This window comes from Microbacterium invictum (assembly GCF_034421375.1).
GTDB lineage: Bacteria > Actinomycetota > Actinomycetes > Actinomycetales > Microbacteriaceae > Microbacterium > Microbacterium invictum_A.
In genome coordinates this window covers 221,858-237,743 of record NZ_CP139779.1, presented here as the reverse complement: position 1 = coordinate 237,743, position 15,886 = coordinate 221,858, and the positions used below count along the sequence as shown (strand labels likewise).

Here is a 15,886-nt window from a genome sequence, read left to right as displayed (position 1 = left end):
GGCGGTCAACCGCCGACGTAGGTGCGCAGGTGCCGCGCGGTGAGCGTGTCGCCGGTGGCGACGAGGTCGGCCGGTGTGCCCTCGAAGACGATGCGCCCACCGTCGTGGCCGGCGCCGGGGCCCAGGTCGATGATCCAATCGGCGTGCGCCATCACGGCCTGGTGGTGCTCGATGACGATGACGCTGTTTCCGGCGTCGACGAGTCGGTCGAGCAGGCGCAGCAGGTTGTCGACATCGGCCAGATGCAGGCCCGTCGTCGGTTCGTCGAGGACGTAGATCGCGCCCTTCTTCGCCATCGAGATCGCCAGCTTCAGGCGCTGCCGCTCGCCGCCCGAGAGGGTGTTCAGCGCCTGCCCGAGCGTGATGTACCCGAGCCCGACGTCGATGAGGCGCGCCAGCGTGGTGTGCGCGGGGCCGCTCGGGAAGAAGTCCGCCGCCTCGGCGGCCGACATCGCCAGCACCTCGGCGATGTTCTTGCCGTTGAGGAGGTACTCGCGCACCTCGGCGCTGAATCCCGTTCCGTCGCACACCTCGCAGAGCGTCTCGACGCTCTGCGTGTAGCCGAGGGTCGTGATGATCACGCCGAGGCCCTTGCAGACCGGGCACGCCCCCGCCGAGTTGGCGCTGAACAGCGACGCCTTGACCCCGTTCGCCTTTGCGAACGCGGTGCGGACGGTGTCGAGGATGCCGGTGTAGGTCGCCGGGCTCGAGCGGCGCGACCCCTTGATCGGCGACTGGTCGACCACGACCACATCGTCGAACGCCGGGACGTTGCCGTGGATGAGCGAGGACTTCCCCGAACCCGCGACTCCTGTGACGACCGTGAGGATGCCCAGGGGGATGTCGACGTCGACACCGGTGAGGTTGTGCTGCGTCGCCCCGCGGATCTCCAGGGCGCCGCGCCGCTCCCGGGTCGTGGGCTTCAGCGTCGCCCGATGGTCGAGATGCCGGCCCGTGAGGGTCTGCGAGGCGCGCAGGCCCGCGACATCCCCGGTGTACTGGATCTCGCCACCGGCCCGCCCGGCACCCGGGCCGAGATCGACGATGTGATCGGCGATCTGGATGACCTCGGGCTTGTGCTCGACCACGAGCACCGTGTTGCCCTTGTCGCGCAGGCGCTGCAGGAGGTCGTTCATCCGCTGGATGTCGTGCGGGTGCAGCCCGGCGGTCGGCTCGTCGAAGACGTAGGTGATGTCGGTGAGCGACGACCCCAGGTGCCGCACCATCTTGGTGCGCTGGGCCTCGCCCCCCGACAGGGTGCCCGACGACCGATCGAGCGAGAGATAACCGAGCCCCACTTCGACGAAGGTCGCTGTGAGGTGCTTCAGCCCCGACATGAGCGGCCCGACCTCGCGATCGTCGACGGTGTCGAGCCAGGCGGCAAGGTCGGAGATCTGCATCGCCGCGGCATCCGCGATCGAGACGCCGCCGATGAGGGATGACCGCGCGGCGGCGTTCAGTCGCGATCCTCCGCACTCCGGGCAGGCGGTGAACTTCACCGCGCGGTCGACGAAGGCGCGGACGTGCGGCTGCAGGGCATCGCGGTCCTTCTGCAGGAAGGACTTCGTGACCTTCGGGACGAGCCCTTCGTAGGTCATGTTGATGCCGGTGACCTTGACCTTCGTCGGCTCCTGATAGAGCAGGGCGTGCAGCTCGTCGTCGGAGTAGTCGCGGATCTTCTTGTCGGGGTCGACGAACCCCGACTCGGTGAAGATGCGCACCATCCACCCGTCGACGTTGTAGCCGGGAATCGTCAGCGCCCCCTCGGCGAGGGACTTGTCACGGTCGAAAAGCTCGTCGAGGTCGACGTCGCTGACCTCGCCGAGCCCCTCGCAGCGCGGGCACCAGCCCTGCGGCAGGTTGAAGCTGTAGTGGAAGCTGGCCCCCGCGCTCGGCTGCCCGAGCCTGCTGAAGAGGATCCGCAGCATGGCCTGCGCGTCGGTGGCGGTGCCGACGGTCGACCGGGAGTTCGCGCCCATGCGCTCCTGGTCGACGACGATCGAGGCGCTGACGTTCTCGAGCGCGTCGACCTCGGGGCGGCTCAGCTGCTCCATGAACTGCTGCACGAAGGTCGGGTAGGTCTCGTTGATGAGCCGCTGCGACTCGTTCGCGATCGTGCCGAACACCAGCGACGACTTGCCCGATCCGCTGACGCCGGTGAAGACGGTGAGGCGGCGCTTGGGAATGTCGACGGTGACGTTCTTGAGGTTGTTCTCGCGGGCACCGACGACACGGATGAGCCCATGCGAATCGGCGATATGAGCGGATGCAGCGGTCATGTGTTTCCCGTCTGTTCGAGCGCCTAGACCCTACAGCGTGCCAGCGACTGCGGACAGGGGCTGTCCGCAGTCCGATCGCCTCGCGGTCAGGGGATGGGGAAGACGACCTTCGCCCCACCCGGAACTGCGGAGGCGACGATCTTGGTGTCGAAGGTCGCGAGCCGAACCTCGTGGGATGCCGCGAGATGGATGAGGTAGGTGTCGGTGACCTGTGAGCTGGCGAGGAGGCGCTCGGTGTGCACGGATCCGTCCAGGAGACTGACCGAGTCGGGGAGGAACTCGTGGCCAGCCTGCGCCGCCAGACTCGACAGGCTCGCCATCACGATGGGAGCGGGCTGACTGTTCGGGTACTTCGGATGACTCACGACGCGGACGACGCCGTTCTGGACGATCGGACAGGTGTGCCACGTGTGCCAGGTGTCCTCGGCGCGCGACGCGAACCAGCGATGCGCCCGCTCGTGATGCACGTGCAGAGGGTCGATCAGAGCGATGACGGTGTTGACATCGAGGAGGAACCCCGCCATCAGGCGTCGTCTCGGAGCGCGTTCACATCGTCGAGGCCGGCGGTGCCCGCAGCGGGGTCGGCGGGCAGGAGAACGATTCCGTTGCGCGTGCCGAAGCGACGCCGCTCGGTCAGCGTCGCGCGAGCGAGTTGCGAGAGCGCTTCGCCGAGCGTCAACCCGCGGGCGTCGGCGAACTGTCTCGCCGCGGCGAGGACATCGTCGTCGATGGTGAGGGTGGTCCGCATGCGTCAAACATCACGCATCGCGCATCACGTGTCAAGACGTCGCGCGCCAGCATCCCACGAGGTGATCGTCGACGAGCCCTGAGGACTGCATCAGGGCGTACATCGTCGTCGAGCCGACGAAGCGGAACCCGCGCTTCTTCAGGTCGCGACTCAGCGCGTCGGACTCGGGGGTCGTGGCCGGCAGGTCGGCGAACGTCCGGGGGCGCGGCCTGCCCATAGCATCCGGCGCGTATGCCCACATCAGCGCATCGAGCGCCCCCTCGGGCATCTCAGCGACGATGCGGGCGTTGTCGATCGTGGCGAGGATCTTCGCCCGGTTGCGCACGATGCCCGCATCGGCCATCAGGCGCTCGACGTCACCCTCGTCGAAGCGGGCGACGACCGCCGGGTCGAACCCCGCAAACGCGGTCCGGAACGCCGGTCGCTTCCGAAGGATCGTGATCCACGAGAGCCCGGCCTGGAATCCCTCCAGGCTCATCTTCTCGAAGAGCGGCCGGTCGCCGCGGAGCGGGTGTCCCCATTCCTCGTCGTGGTAGCGCCGATACTCGGGGTCGTCGCCGACCCATGCGCAGCGGTCGCGCCCGTCGGGCCCCGTGACCACACTCATGCGAACAGTATGCGCGGCGCCGCCGACACGCTGGCTGCCGCACCCGGAACGGTGACGCCGCGCGGACAGGTGGATGAACGTCCGCTGACGTCGAAGCGCAATGAGGCTCGCCCCGCCTAGCGTCGAGGTCGCGGCGCGTCGCAGCCCGCCTCACACCACGAGAAGAACAAAGGAATCCGATGCGAACTCGTTCCACTCCGACACTCGGCACGGCGGCGCTCGCCGCCGCGCTGATCGCAGCTCCGCTCCCGGCGATCGCCGCCGAAGCGGATGCCGCGACCGGCACATTGACCGTCACGCGTTTCGACGACCGATACGCCGACGGCCTGTACGACCCCAGCAAGACCGCCCCGAGCGGTGACGTCGACCGGAAGAACGAGAGCGCGCCTCGCGTGCTCGCAGCCGACGGCACGTGGCGGGACGCCAGCGCGAACGGCGACGGAGACTTCGTGTTCGAGGGTCTCCCCCTCGGCGAGACTGAAGTCCACTTCCTGTTCCCCAACAGCCCGGGGGGAGAGGTCTTCTTCGACGCGACCGATGCAGCATCGGCGGCGGACATCGAGCAGCTCCCGGTCGGCAGCTTCCTCGGCTCGCCCACCGGAGTCGCCTCGGTGACGGTGGACTCGGACGGTGAGTCGCTCCTGGTCGGCATGTCGGCCCTCCGCCTCGTCGCCGACGTGCAGTTCGCCGACGGAGAGCCCGCCTCCGGCCTGGCCACCGTCGAGCTCGGCTCGGGCGACTCGTGGTATCCGGCCACCGAGTACGACTTCCAGCCCGGGACGTACGAGTCCTTCTGGCAGTACGGCTACATCCGCCACCTGCCGGGCGACCTCGGGGTGCGCGTCACTCCGCCGGCGGGCTTCCGCGTGGCATCCGTCACCGCCGCCGACGTCAACGAGCTCACCGTGACCGAGCGCGACGGCGCGTGGTACTTCCCGTCGAGCGAAGTGCTCAACTACTTCTGGAACCCGACCTTCACGGTGACGCTGGAGGAGCTTCCCGACACCACCCGCCCCACCGCCACGCTCGTCTCCCCGTCCACGGCTGGGCCGTTCTCGGCCCTCGACATCCGTGTCGACGCCACCGACGACCGCGGCCTGAACCGCATCGTGGCGAACATCTACCGTGACGGCGTGCTCGTCAAGAGCACCCAGTCGGCGGTGGGCGGTGCGACGAGCGGCACCCACACCGCCGCGGTGGTCCTGCCCGACGGCGCCTACACAGTTCGGTACAACGCACAGGACCTCGCCGGCAACATCTCCCGCACCGGATCGTTCAGCGTGACGGTCGACGCGACCGCGCCCACCGTCACGGTCAAGGACGGCGTCTCGTTCACTCGTGGAGCCGACGGCACCTACGACCTGGTGAGCTTCAAGCTCTACGACGCGGGCAAGATCGACCGCGTCGAGCTCAACGGGGTCGCGAAGAATCTGACGAACAACGCCTGGTCCGATGTCAACTTCGTCAAGCCCGGCACGTTCAGGGCGGTCGCGGGCGAGAACACGCTCGTCGTCTACGACGTCGCGGGGAACGCGCGGACGGTCACGTTCACGCTGAACTGACCCCTCGGCGGCACCGGAACGCGGAAGGGCGCCCCCTCGGGGGCGCCCTTCCTGTCACCCGGCGTGCGTCACTTCGTCTGCAGCGTCCTGCCCTTCTGCAGCGCCTTCTCCGAGATCGGCTCGTCGCCGGCGGCGGCGCGGGCACGGTAGTACTCGCGGGCCTCCTCCTGGCGCACGCGCTCGGCGCCCGACGCGATGGGGGCGCGCACGTGCTCGGGGGCGAACCCGTAGGCGTCGACGAGATCCTGGGCGTGGGGCCGCAGCCGCGCGCAGAGCCGGTCGATGTAGCGCGACACCGCGGCGGCGCGCTGGGTCGAAAGACGCCCGTTGATGAGGTACCACGCGAGGTTCTTCTCGATGAGGTGAAGACCGAACAGATCGCGCAGCCAGGTGAGCACCTGGCGGGTGCCGGGGTCGGTCACGGCCTTGACCCCGTCCGAGAAGGCCTCCCACTGCAGCAGCTCGCCGTGCGCGCGGGCCGCCTCGATGAGCTCGGCCTGGTGACGATTGAACAGCGCCGCCGCCTCGGCCGTGTCGAGCTTGGAGGCGGGGCGGAGCGCCGCGGCGAGATCGGCGACCATCTGCTCGACGCGTCCCGACAGGATCTCGTGCTGCTGCTCGGCGCGGAGTCCGAGTTCCACCGAGCGCGCGGTCGAGCCGAAGTCGGCGACGGCCTGACCGAGCCGGCGGAGACCCGCACCGTGGAAGACCTTGCCCGCCGTCTGGGCCGCCGCGAACCGGGCGAGCGCCGCAGCATCCTTGCCCTTGAACTGCTTGGCGTAGTCCGACAGCAGCCGCTTGCCGACCAGCTGGAGGAGCACGTTGTTGTCGCCCTCGAAGGTGACGTACACGTCGAGGTCGTGGCGCAGCCCCGTCATCCGGTTCTCGGCCAGGAATCCCTGACCCCCGCACGCCTCGCGGCTCTCCTGGATCGTGTTCAGCGCGTTCCAGGTCGACAGCGGCTTCAGGGCCGCGGCGAGGGTCTCGAGGTCTTCGCGCTCCTCGGGGGTGTCGGCGCGGCCCGAAAAGACCCCGTCGAACTTGCGAAGCAGCTCGTCGTGGGCGAAGAACTGGGCGTAGTTCTGCGCGACGAGCGGCAGAAGCCGCCGCTGGTGCTTGCCGTAGTCCAGCAGCATGACCTCGTCGGTGCCGGCTCCCGAATCGAACTGACGGCGCTGGTTGCCGTAGGTGATCGCGATGTAGAGAGCCAGGGCGGATGCCGTCGTGACGGCCCCGTCGAGCGAGACGCGTCCCTGCACGAGGGCGCCGAGCATCGTGAAGAAGCGGCGTCCGGGGCTGTCGATCGGGCTCGAGTACGAGCCGTCGGGCGCGACGTCGCCGTAGCGGTTGAGGAGGTTCTCGCGCGGGACGCGCACGTGGTCGAAGTGCAGCCGGCCGTTGTCGATGCCGTTCAGGCCGCCCTTGGGGCCGTCGTCCTCGCCGCCGATGCCGGGGAGGAAGGCGCCCTCGTCGTCGCGGATCGGCACGAAGAAGCAGTGCACCCCGTAGTTGACGCCGCCCGTGATCAGCTGCGCGAACACCGTCGCGGCTTTCCCATGCAGCGCCGCGTTGCCGAGGTAGTCCTTCCACGCCGCGCGGAACGGCGTGTGGATGACGAACTCCTCGGTGTCGGGGTCGTAGGTGGCGGTGGTGCCGATGGCGGCGACGTCGGAGCCGTGCCCGGTCTCGGTCATCGCGAACGCTCCGGGGAGCTCCATCGACATGACGGGGCGGAGCCACTTGTCCCAGTGCTTCTTGGTCCCGAGCTGGTAGATCGCCGAGGCGAAGAGGCCCCACTGCACGCCCGACTTGATCTGGAGGCTCGGGTCGGCGAGCACGAGCTCTTCGAAGCCGGCGAGGTTGGCGCCGTTGTCGTCGCCGCCGCCGTACTCGGCGGGGAACGCGCGGCGCCCGCCCCCGTTGTCGGCGAGGAGGTGCAGCTGCGTGAGGGTGCGCTCGCGGTGCTCGGCGACGGTGAGGTCGTTCACCTGCCAGAACGCGGTGTCCTTGATGAGCTCGCGCGCCTCGCGGCGGGTGTCGGCCCATGTGCCGAGCAGCAGGTTGGTGACGGCATCGATGTCGATGCGGGCCTCGGCGGCCTCGGCCGCGGTGTGCGCAGCGGTCGGCGCGCCGCCTGCAGGCGTGCGGGAGTCGGATGCGGGGGTTTCAGGACGAACGGCGGCGTCGGCCATTTCTCACCTCTCCAGAAGGAGTCGAAGGAAGTCACCTAAACCGTAGGTGTCCCACAACGTGCCACCAAGTGCGTTGTTTGTTGATCACAAGGGGTCCCGGCCATGTCGCCGGGACCGATTGTGCCCAAGCGACATCCCGCCCCGCAACGGGCCCCCTCGCGTGCACAGCCGCGGGTCTCGCGGCCGACACGCCGGACCGTCGACGTCTCGACCGGCGTGTCGCCGCCGCATCCCCGCGGTTGTGAACAGCGTCGAGGAGCCGGGCGCGACGGCGCGATCTAGAGGCGGTCGACGATGGCGGCGATCCGGCGCGCCCGCGTCTCGGCGGCCTTCGCCCCCTCCACCTGCGTCACGTGCGCGCGCCGCGCGCTTGGCGAGAGCCGGGCGAAGGCGTCGGTCTTGCCCGCGGAGTCGAGCGCCGCCCGGAGGTCGTCGGGGACGACCGCTGTCCGCGGCGCACTGTCGAGCTCGAGGTCGACCGTGATCTCTTCTCCGCCCGACAGCCCGCTCTGCGCCCGCCGCTCGGCGCTGAAGGGAATGAGTGTGAGCCCCTGCATGACCCCGACGGTGCTGGTGAACGCGAAATCACCGATCCGCACGCTCACGGCGGGCCGCTTCCCTCCGCCGAGCGCCTCGATGACCTCCGGCGGCACCTCGATGCCGGTGTTGTTCCCGAAGCGCCGAAGTGTCGTCGTGAATCGCACCGGCCCAGTGTGCCAGGCACGCCCTCAAAGGGCCAGGGTCAGACGAGCCAGGGTCAGAAGAGCCCGGGTCAGAAGAGGCCCATGATCCGCCCGTCGTCGGTGACGTCGATGGTGTTCGCGGCGGGTACGGCCGGCAGGCCCGGCATCGTCATGATGTCGCCGCAGATCATCACGACGAAGCGGGCGCCGGCGGCCAGGCGCACCTCGCGGATGTCGACGACGTGACCGGTCGGGGCGCCGCGCAGGCGCGGGTCGGTCGAGAAGGAGTACTGGGTCTTCGCCACGCACACCGGGTATCCGCCGTATCCCTCGTCCTGCAGGCGACGGATCTGCGCCCGCACGGCGCTGGAGGCAGTGACATCGGATGCTCCGTAGATGCGTGTGGCGATGGCGCGCATCTTCTCCCACAGCGTCGCGTCGTCGGGATACGTCAGCGCCGCCTCCGCCGGCTCGTCGCACAGGCGCACGACCTCGTGGGCGAGCTCCTCGGCGCCTCGACCGCCCTCGGCGAAGTGCCGGGCGACGATCGCGGTGACCCCGGCGGCCGCCGCCTCCTCTTGGAGCGCGGCGACCTCTGCGTCCGTGTCCTCGGCACGGTGGTTGATCGCCACGACGACCGGGAGACCGAGCACGCCGTGCACGATCTCGATGTGGCGTCGCAGGTTGACCGCGCCGCGGCGGAGCGCCGCGACATCCTCCCTCGGGAGGTCTGCGACCTCGACGCCGCCGTGATACTTCATCGCGCGCACGGTGGCGACGATGACAGCGGCCGAAGGCTGCAGCCCGGTGGAACGGCAGAGGATGTCGACGAACTTCTCGGCACCGAGGTCGGAGCCGAAGCCCGCCTCGGTGACGACGTAATCCGCGAGGTGCAGCGCCGTCTCGGTGGCGAGGTACGAGTTGCACCCGTGCGCGATGTTCGCGAACGGCCCGCCGTGGACGAAGGCCGGGGTGTGCTCGAGCGTCTGGACGAGGTTGGGTGCCAGCGCGTCGCGCAGGAGCGCCGCCATGGCCCCGTGGGCATCGAGGTCGCGGGCGCGCACCGGCTGCCGCTCGCGCGTGTAGCCGATCACGATCTCGCCGAGGCGCGTCTTCAGGTCGGCGAGATCGGTGGCGAGGCAGAAGATCGCCATCACCTCGCTCGCCACGACGATGTCGAAGCCGCTCTCGCGGGGATAGCCGTTCCCGGGGCCGCCGAGGCCCGTGACGACATCGCGCAGGGCGCGGTCGTTGACGTCGAGAACTCGCCGCCAGGTGACGCGGCGGACGTCGATGCCGAGCGCGTTGCCGTGGTGGATGTGGTTGTCGATGAGGGCCGCGAGCAGGTTCGTGGCCACGCCGATCGCGGCGAAGTCCCCCGTGAAGTGCAGGTTGATGTCCTCCATCGGCACCACCTGGGCGTACCCACCGCCTGCCGCCCCGCCCTTCATCCCGAACACGGGGCCGAGGGCCGGTTCCCGTAGGCAGATCGCGGCGCGCGCGCCGATGCGGTTCAGGGCGTCGCCGAGGCCGACGGTCGTGGTGGTCTTCCCCTCGCCCGCAGGCGTCGGGGAGACGGCGGTGACCAGAACGAGATGGCCGCGCGGGCGATCCCGGATGCTGTGGGCGAACTTCAGCGCCACCTTGGCCTTGTACCGGCCGTAGGGTTCGAGGGCATCGGCGGGGATGCCGAGCGCGTCGGCGATCACCCCGATGGATTCGAGCTGCGCCGCCTGGGCGATGTCGATGTTGCTCATGGCTGGGTGGACCTCCCGGGCCTCGTCGCCCGATGTCTCGACGGGCCTCGTCGCCCGATGATTCGAGGGGCCTCGTCGCCCCTGCCAGGAGCCTAGGGGACGCGGACTCAGCCGGCCCGGACCACGTCGAGAACGGCCTCGCCGTACGCCTCGCGCTTCTTCGCCCCGATTCCGGGGATGCCTTCCAGGTCGGCCGCGCTCTCGGGTCGGCGCTCGGCGAGCGCGCGGAGTGTCGCATCGCCGAAGACGATGTATGCGGGCACACCCTGTTCTCGCGCCACGGACGCGCGCCAGGCGCGGAGCGCCTCGAACAGCGGCTTGTCGCCGTCATCCAGCGTCTCGCTCGCCGCCGCCTTTCGGACCCGACCGCCGCCGCCCGACCGCCCGAGCACGTCGCGGCGCAGCGGCACCGCGCTGTCGCCGCGGAGCACGTCGGGCGCCGCCTCGCCAAGGGCGAGCGTGCCGTACTCGCCGCGGGCGACGAGGATGCCACGCGCGAGGAGCTGCCGGATGACGCTGCGCCAATCCTGCTCGGAGAGGTCCGCGCCGATCCCGAAGGTGGCGAGCTGGTCGTGCCGCTGCTGCCGCACACGCTCGGTGCTGTTGCCGCGGAGGATGTCGATGAGCTGTCCGGCGCCGAACGACTGGTTGCGCTCGCGCTGCAGTCGCACGATCGTGGACAGCAGCTTCTGCGCGGCGACCGTGCCCTCCCATGTCTCGGGGGGCTCGAGGCAGGTGTCGCAGTTGCCGCAGGGGTCGGAGGGCTGGCCGAAGTAGGCGAGGAGGTTCTGCCGGCGGCATCCGACCGTCTCGCACAGCGCGAGCATCGCGTCCAGGTGCTGGCCCAGGCGGGTCTTGAACACGCGGTCACCCGGGGAGGCGTCGATCAGGCGGCGCTGCTGGACCACATCGCCCAGCCCGTAGGCCATCCATGCGATGCTCGGCTCGCCGTCGCGTCCGGCACGCCCGGTCTCCTGGTAGTACCCCTCGACCGACTTGGGCAGGTCGATGTGCGCGACGAACCGCACGTCAGGCTTGTCGATTCCCATGCCGAACGCGATGGTGGCCACCATCACTACTCCGTCGTCGCGGAGGAACCGGGCCTGGTGGGCGGCGCGCATCTCGGCCGGGAGGCCTGCGTGGTACGGCAGCGCGTCGATGCGCTGGGCCCGGAGGTACTCGGCGGTCTGCTCGACGGTCTTGCGGCTGAGGGCGTAGACGATGCCCGCCGACCCCTCGGGCTGAGCGCGGATGAACGAGACCAGCTGCTTGCGCGGCTCGACCTTCGGCTCGATGCGGTACTGGATGTTGGGACGGTCGAAGCTCGCGACGAAGTGACGGGCATCGGGGAGGCGAAGGCGCTCGGTGAGCTCGCGATGGGTCTCGCGGGTAGCGGTGGCGGTGAGCGCGAGGCGCGGGACGCCCGGGAAGCGCTCGGCGAGATCTCCGAGGGCGAGGTAGTCGGGCCGGAAGTCGTGTCCCCACTGCGACACGCAGTGCGCCTCGTCGACGGCGATCACGCTCAGCCGGCCGCGCTGCAGGAGCGCGGTGGTCGCGGCGTGCGACAGCCGCTCGGGCGCGACGTAGAGCAGGTCGATCTCGCCCGCGAGGTAGGCGCGCTCGGTGGCCGACCGCTCGGGCGGGGACTGCGTGGAGTTGAGATACGCCGCCCGCACGCCGTTGGCCACGAGTGCGTCGACCTGGTCGTGCATGAGGGCGATGAGGGGAGAGATCACCAGCCCCGTGCCAGGACGGACGAGGGCGGGAACCTGGTAGGTGACGCTCTTCCCCGCCCCGGTCGGCATGAGCACCACGGCGTCGCCGCCGGCGATGACGTGCTCCACCACGGCGGCCTGATCGCCGCGGAACGCGTCGTAGCCGTAGACCTCCTTCAGCACCATCCGAGGGTCGGTGCCGGTGAAGTCGCGGCGGGCGGCGGGCGGCGCGGCCGTCGGCCGGGGCGGCGCACCATCAGGCGGCGGCGCATCATCCGGGGGGAGCCAGGCGTCCTCGGGCGGGTACCAGTCGTCGTCAGGCGGCGGGAGGTCGGGGGAAGTGAGGTCGAACGGCGGCGCGTCGTCGAGGGGGGGTCGATTCACGTGCGCCACGGCGGCCATGCTACGCGGTGGCGCCGACACCGCGTTCCGTCTGTCAACACCACCGCTCGGCGAGGGCCGTGACGACGGTGTGCGTGCGGTTGGTCGCGACGCCCAACAGCTTCGCGGCGGCGAGCGGGTCGACCCTTCCCTCCTGATAGCCGGGGCGGAGGAGCGCGTGGGCCGCCCGCCCGCGCACCACCATCCGACCCTCGGTTCCGGAGGTCGCCTCGATGGTCGCCCGCTCATCGTGCGCCGGGGGCTCTTTCAGCAGGTAGACGTAGTGGCGCGCGAGCCCCGGATGGGCGGCGGAGAGCTCCGCGACATCCTCTGCCACGCGGCGGAACTCCTCCTGCGAGAACACGATCGTCGGAACCTCGAAGCCCCGGTCGGCGGCGAAGGCTGCTTCAAGGGCGGATTCGATGCGCGCACGAGAGCGCATCGAGGTGCTGAAGCGGACGTTGCCCGTGTTGATGTACGTCTCGACCCCGGTGAAGCCCACGCTCTCCACCACGCGGCGGATGTCGTCCTTCGGGAACACGCGCTTCGCGCCGAGGTTGACGGCGCGAAGGAAAGCGAGGTACGTGGGCACCCTCTCGTTGTACCCGATGCCGCCCGTATGGGGTCGTTCGATCTGATCGAGGTGGCGAAGATGGTCGGTCGCGTCGCAAGAACACGACCACGTGCGTCACAGTGATCGCCCTCGCGCCCCGCACCCTCGACGATGTCGGATCCCCGCCCTAGTGTCGAACACATATTCGTTAATCGATCACATCCATGGAGGAATGCATGTTCGAAGAATCACCGCTTGCGATTTCGGCGTGGCTCGACCGAGAGGACGCGCACGTCGCGGACATGATCCGTCGGTACGGAGTGCACATCACCTACGTCGGCGGAGCCTGCGGAGCACCGGGCTGCTCGTGCGAGGGAACGGGCGAGGGCCCTGCCTTCGCCTATACGACAGGTCTGTTCGGGATCGGGCACCCCGAGCTCGCGATCGTCAATGTGAAGCCGGCCACGGCCCAGGCGGTCCTCAACGAGCTCGCCGGGCGCATCAGAGATGGGGAGCGTCTGCTTCCGGGGATGCTGCTGACCTTCGGCGACGCATGGGCGCACCGGGTGACCGTCGAGACCATTCCCAATCCCGCAGAGATCGCGTTCGGCGCCAACCGGCACTACCAACGCCCCGACGTCTTCTCCGTGCCGCTCCTGCAGCTGACGTACGACGACCGTGGCGGAAGGTTCCCGTGGGAAGAGGGCTACGCGAACACCGCGGAGATGCAGCCGCGTCCGGGGGCCTGGCGCGCGTGAGCCCTGGTGGTTCAGAGGCGCACGACCTCGGTGACTCGAACGACCGCGGTGCCCTCGGCGACGGATGCCGCGAGGTCGACCTCGGCACGGATGCGCCAGTCGTGGTTGCCGGCCGGATCGTCGATCGTCTGCTCGACCGTCCATCGCCCCTCGGCCGCGGCGGTCTCGTCGATCGCGATGAGCGCCGACGAGCGGGCCGACCCCCCGGTGAGGATCTCGTCATGCTCGTCGAAGTAGTCATCGAGCACGGTCGGCCAGTCGACATCGGGGTCGAGCGCGACGAGCTCGTCGTCGCGCTGCAGCGCGGCCAGCTGGACACGACGGAACAGCTCGTTGCGCACCAGCACCCCGAACGCGCGGCGGTTGGTCAGGATGGACGGCGGAGCGGGTGGAACGACCGGCGCCTGAGGATCGACCACGGGGTTGATCAGCGCCTCCCACTCGTCGACGAGGCTCGAATCGACCTGGCGCACCAGCTCACCGAGCCATTCGATGAGGTCGAGAAGATCCGGGGTCCGGGCTTCGGCAGGCACCGTCTGACGGATCGCCCGATACGCATCGCTGAGATAGCGGAGCACAAGACCTTCGCTCCGCCCGAGCTGGTAGAAGGACACGAATTCGGCGAACGAGAGGGCGCGCTCGAACATGTCGCGCACGACCGATTTCGGCGACAGCGCGAAATCCCGCACCCACGGCTGACTGGAGGCGAACACCTCGAACGTCTGCTCCAGCAGTTCGGCGAGCGGCTTGGGGTAGGTGATCTCCTCGAGGGCCGCCATCCGGTCGTCGTACTCCATTCCCTGCCGCTTCATCGCCGCCACGGCTTCACCGCGGGCGCGGAACTCCTGCTGCGAGAGGATCGGCCGCGGATCGTCGAGGGTGGCCTCGATCACGCTGACGACGTCAAGGGCGTAATGGCCGGTCCCCGCCGTGCCCGCCGCCTCGTCGCGGTCGACGTCGGTCGCATTCGCGCCCGACCCCCGACCGCGCTCCACCGAGGGGTCGAGCACCTCGATCGCCGCCAGCGCGAACGGCGACAGCGGCTGATTCAAGGCGAAGTTCGGCTGCAGGTCCACGGTGAGCCGGATGTCGCCGCTCGGCCGTTCCACCTCCACGACACCGGCCACGACGAGGGTGCGGAAGATCGCCAGCGCGCGACGCGCGAGGGCGAGCTGCCGCGGGCGCGGCTCGTGGTTGTCGAAGACGAGGCTGCGCACATGCGCGAACACATCGCCGCCTCGGGCGATGACGTTGATGAGCATCGCCGCGGTCAGCTGAAGATGGGGGACAAGGGGTTCGGGTTCGGCCGCGACCAGCCGCTCGAACGACGCCTCGCCCCAGTTCACGAACCCCTGCGGAGCCTTCTTGCGGACGACTTTCCGCTGCTTCTTCGGGTCGGACCCGGCCTTGGCCATGGCCGCCGCATTCTCGATCTCGTGCTCGGGCGCCATCACCACGACCGTGCCGGCGGTATCGAAGCCGGCCCGACCCGCGCGACCTGCGATCTGGTGGAACTCGCGGGCCGTGAGGTGCCGCATCCGCTGCCCGTCGTACTTGGTGAGCGCCGTCAGCACCACCGTGCGGATCGGCACGTTGATCCCGACGCCGAGGGTGTCGGTGCCGCAGATGACGCGCAGCAGCCCGCGCTGCGCGAGGGTCTCGACCAGGCGCCGGTATCGCGGCAGCATCCCGGCGTGGTGCACGCCGATCCCGGCGCGCACGAGGCGCGAAAGCGTCTTTCCGAAGCCGGTGGTGAAACGGAATCCGCCGATCGCCTCTGCGATCTCGTCGCGACGCTCCCGCGAGACGATCCGCACGCTCGACAGCGCCTGCGCCCGCTCCATCGCCGCGGCCTGCGAGAAGTGGACGATGTAGATGGGCGCCTTCTGATCCGACAGCAGCTCCTCGACGATCTCGTGCGCTGGCGAGCGGGAGTAGGCGTAATCGAGGGGGACCGGCCGATCGACCCCGGTGATCTCGGCGACCTCACGGCCGGTCCGCCGGCGAAGATCGGCCGCGATGTCGGAGGTGTCGCCGAGCGTCGCCGACATCAGGACGAACTGCGTCCTCGGCAGGAGGAGCAGGGGCACCTGCCATGCCCAACCCCGGTCGGAGTCGCCGTAGTAGTGGAACTCGTCCATGACGACCTGATCGACCGCCGCGTCCGCGCCCTGTCGCAGGGCGAGATTTGCCAGAATCTCGGCCGTGCAGCACACGATCGGGGCGTCGGGATTCACCGACGAGTCGCCCGTGACCATACCGACTCTCTCGGCGCCGAAGATCTCGACCAGCGCGAAGAACTTCTCGCTCACCAGCGCCTTGATGGGCGCGGTGTAGTAGGTGCGGCCCCCGCGGGCGAGCGCGATCGCGTGGGCGGCGACGGCGACGAGCGATTTCCCCGTGCCCGTCGGCGTCGACAGGATGACGTGGGCACCCGACACCAGCTCGATCACCGCTTCGTCCTGAGCGGGGTACAGGGTCAGACCGCGATCGGCCGCCCACGAGGCGAACCCCGCGTACGCGGCATCCGCATCGGCCCCGGGCGGGACGGCGTCGAGCAGCGAGAGGGGCATCCAGCGAGTCTGCCTGATCCACGCACCGGATGGCGCCTCGCGGCCCGGCGGCGTCCTCGCGGAATGCCGTCGGGGCGG

General features: G+C 69.7%; 12 protein-coding genes. 2 read left to right on the top strand and 10 right to left on the bottom strand.

Annotation, left to right across the window (positions count from 1 at the left end; translation table 11 throughout):
* Positions 1-5: 5 nt before the first annotated feature.
* From T9R20_RS01185 to T9R20_RS01170, 4 genes are all read right to left on the bottom strand, one after another.
* Positions 6-2,279 (bottom strand): excinuclease ABC subunit UvrA, encoded by a 2,274-nt coding sequence (locus T9R20_RS01185; protein ID WP_322410744.1) that lies wholly within the window; start codon positions 2,277-2,279, stop codon positions 6-8.
* An 86-nt stretch (positions 2,280-2,365) separates the two neighbouring features.
* Positions 2,366-2,803, bottom strand: a complete 438-nt coding sequence (locus T9R20_RS01180; RefSeq protein ID WP_322410743.1) for a TA system VapC family ribonuclease toxin — start codon at positions 2,801-2,803, stop codon at positions 2,366-2,368.
* Positions 2,803-3,027, bottom strand: coding sequence for a hypothetical protein (locus T9R20_RS01175; RefSeq protein WP_322410742.1), 225 nt, complete (start codon positions 3,025-3,027; stop codon positions 2,803-2,805). The genes T9R20_RS01180 and T9R20_RS01175 overlap by 1 nt, the downstream gene beginning before the upstream one ends.
* A 31-nt stretch (positions 3,028-3,058) precedes the next feature.
* A complete protein-coding gene (locus T9R20_RS01170) occupies positions 3,059-3,634 on the bottom strand; it encodes a DNA-3-methyladenine glycosylase I (protein ID WP_322410741.1) in 576 nt (191 codons plus the stop codon).
* 179 nt (positions 3,635-3,813) lie between these two features.
* Here T9R20_RS01170 and T9R20_RS01165 point away from each other — a divergent pair, with 179 nt between their 5' ends.
* A complete protein-coding gene (locus T9R20_RS01165) occupies positions 3,814-5,196 on the top strand; it encodes a hypothetical protein (protein WP_322410740.1) in 1,383 nt (460 codons plus the stop codon).
* A 68-nt stretch (positions 5,197-5,264) separates the two neighbouring features.
* Here T9R20_RS01165 and T9R20_RS01160 read toward each other — a convergent pair whose 3' ends face one another.
* The 5 genes from T9R20_RS01160 to T9R20_RS01140 all read right to left on the bottom strand — a co-directional run bounded on the left by T9R20_RS01160 (position 5,265) and on the right by T9R20_RS01140 (position 12,516).
* A complete protein-coding gene (locus T9R20_RS01160) occupies positions 5,265-7,388 on the bottom strand; it encodes an acyl-CoA dehydrogenase (protein ID WP_322410739.1) in 2,124 nt (707 codons plus the stop codon).
* A gap of 278 nt (positions 7,389-7,666) precedes the next feature.
* Positions 7,667-8,092, bottom strand: coding sequence for a YdeI/OmpD-associated family protein (locus T9R20_RS01155; RefSeq protein ID WP_322410738.1), 426 nt, complete (start codon positions 8,090-8,092; stop codon positions 7,667-7,669).
* Positions 8,093-8,160: 68 nt separating this feature from the next.
* On the bottom strand, positions 8,161-9,828 hold the full coding sequence (locus tag T9R20_RS01150) for a formate--tetrahydrofolate ligase (RefSeq protein ID WP_322410737.1): 1,668 nt from the start codon (positions 9,826-9,828) through the stop codon (positions 8,161-8,163).
* A 107-nt stretch (positions 9,829-9,935) separates the two neighbouring features.
* On the bottom strand, positions 9,936-11,945 hold the full coding sequence (gene recQ, locus T9R20_RS01145) for a DNA helicase RecQ (protein ID WP_416182923.1): 2,010 nt from the start codon (positions 11,943-11,945) through the stop codon (positions 9,936-9,938).
* A gap of 34 nt (positions 11,946-11,979) precedes the next feature.
* Positions 11,980-12,516: a DUF1697 domain-containing protein gene (locus tag T9R20_RS01140; protein ID WP_322410735.1), complete on the bottom strand. Its 537-nt coding sequence runs from the start codon at positions 12,514-12,516 to the stop codon at positions 11,980-11,982.
* Positions 12,517-12,713: 197 nt separating this feature from the next.
* Between T9R20_RS01140 and T9R20_RS01135 the strand changes: the two genes are divergently transcribed.
* Positions 12,714-13,235, top strand: coding sequence for a DUF4262 domain-containing protein (locus T9R20_RS01135; RefSeq protein ID WP_322410734.1), 522 nt, complete (start codon positions 12,714-12,716; stop codon positions 13,233-13,235).
* An 11-nt stretch (positions 13,236-13,246) separates the two neighbouring features.
* Here the strand turns inward: T9R20_RS01135 and T9R20_RS01130 are convergent, their stop codons facing one another.
* The gene (locus tag T9R20_RS01130; protein ID WP_322410733.1) at positions 13,247-15,808 is read right to left on the bottom strand and encodes a DEAD/DEAH box helicase; all 2,562 of its coding nucleotides are present in this window, start codon (positions 15,806-15,808) and stop codon (positions 13,247-13,249) included.
* Positions 15,809-15,886: the final 78 nt, after the last annotated feature.

Coding starts and splice junctions, on each gene's coding strand:
- T9R20_RS01165 (WP_322410740.1), top strand. CDS start 3,814: ATGCGAACTCGTTCCACTCCGACACTCGGCACGGCGGCGCTCGCCGCC.
- T9R20_RS01170 (WP_322410741.1), bottom strand. CDS start 3,634: ATGAGTGTGGTCACGGGGCCCGACGGGCGCGACCGCTGCGCATGGGTC.
- T9R20_RS01185 (WP_322410744.1), bottom strand. CDS start 2,279: ATGACCGCTGCATCCGCTCATATCGCCGATTCGCATGGGCTCATCCGT.
- T9R20_RS01135 (WP_322410734.1), top strand. CDS start 12,714: ATGTTCGAAGAATCACCGCTTGCGATTTCGGCGTGGCTCGACCGAGAG.
- recQ (WP_416182923.1), bottom strand. CDS start 11,945: ATGGCCGCCGTGGCGCACGTGAATCGACCCCCCCTCGACGACGCGCCG.
- T9R20_RS01150 (WP_322410737.1), bottom strand. CDS start 9,828: ATGAGCAACATCGACATCGCCCAGGCGGCGCAGCTCGAATCCATCGGG.
- T9R20_RS01160 (WP_322410739.1), bottom strand. CDS start 7,388: ATGGCCGACGCCGCCGTTCGTCCTGAAACCCCCGCATCCGACTCCCGC.
- T9R20_RS01180 (WP_322410743.1), bottom strand. CDS start 2,803: ATGGCGGGGTTCCTCCTCGATGTCAACACCGTCATCGCTCTGATCGAC.
- T9R20_RS01175 (WP_322410742.1), bottom strand. CDS start 3,027: ATGCGGACCACCCTCACCATCGACGACGATGTCCTCGCCGCGGCGAGA.
- T9R20_RS01130 (WP_322410733.1), bottom strand. CDS start 15,808: ATGCCCCTCTCGCTGCTCGACGCCGTCCCGCCCGGGGCCGATGCGGAT.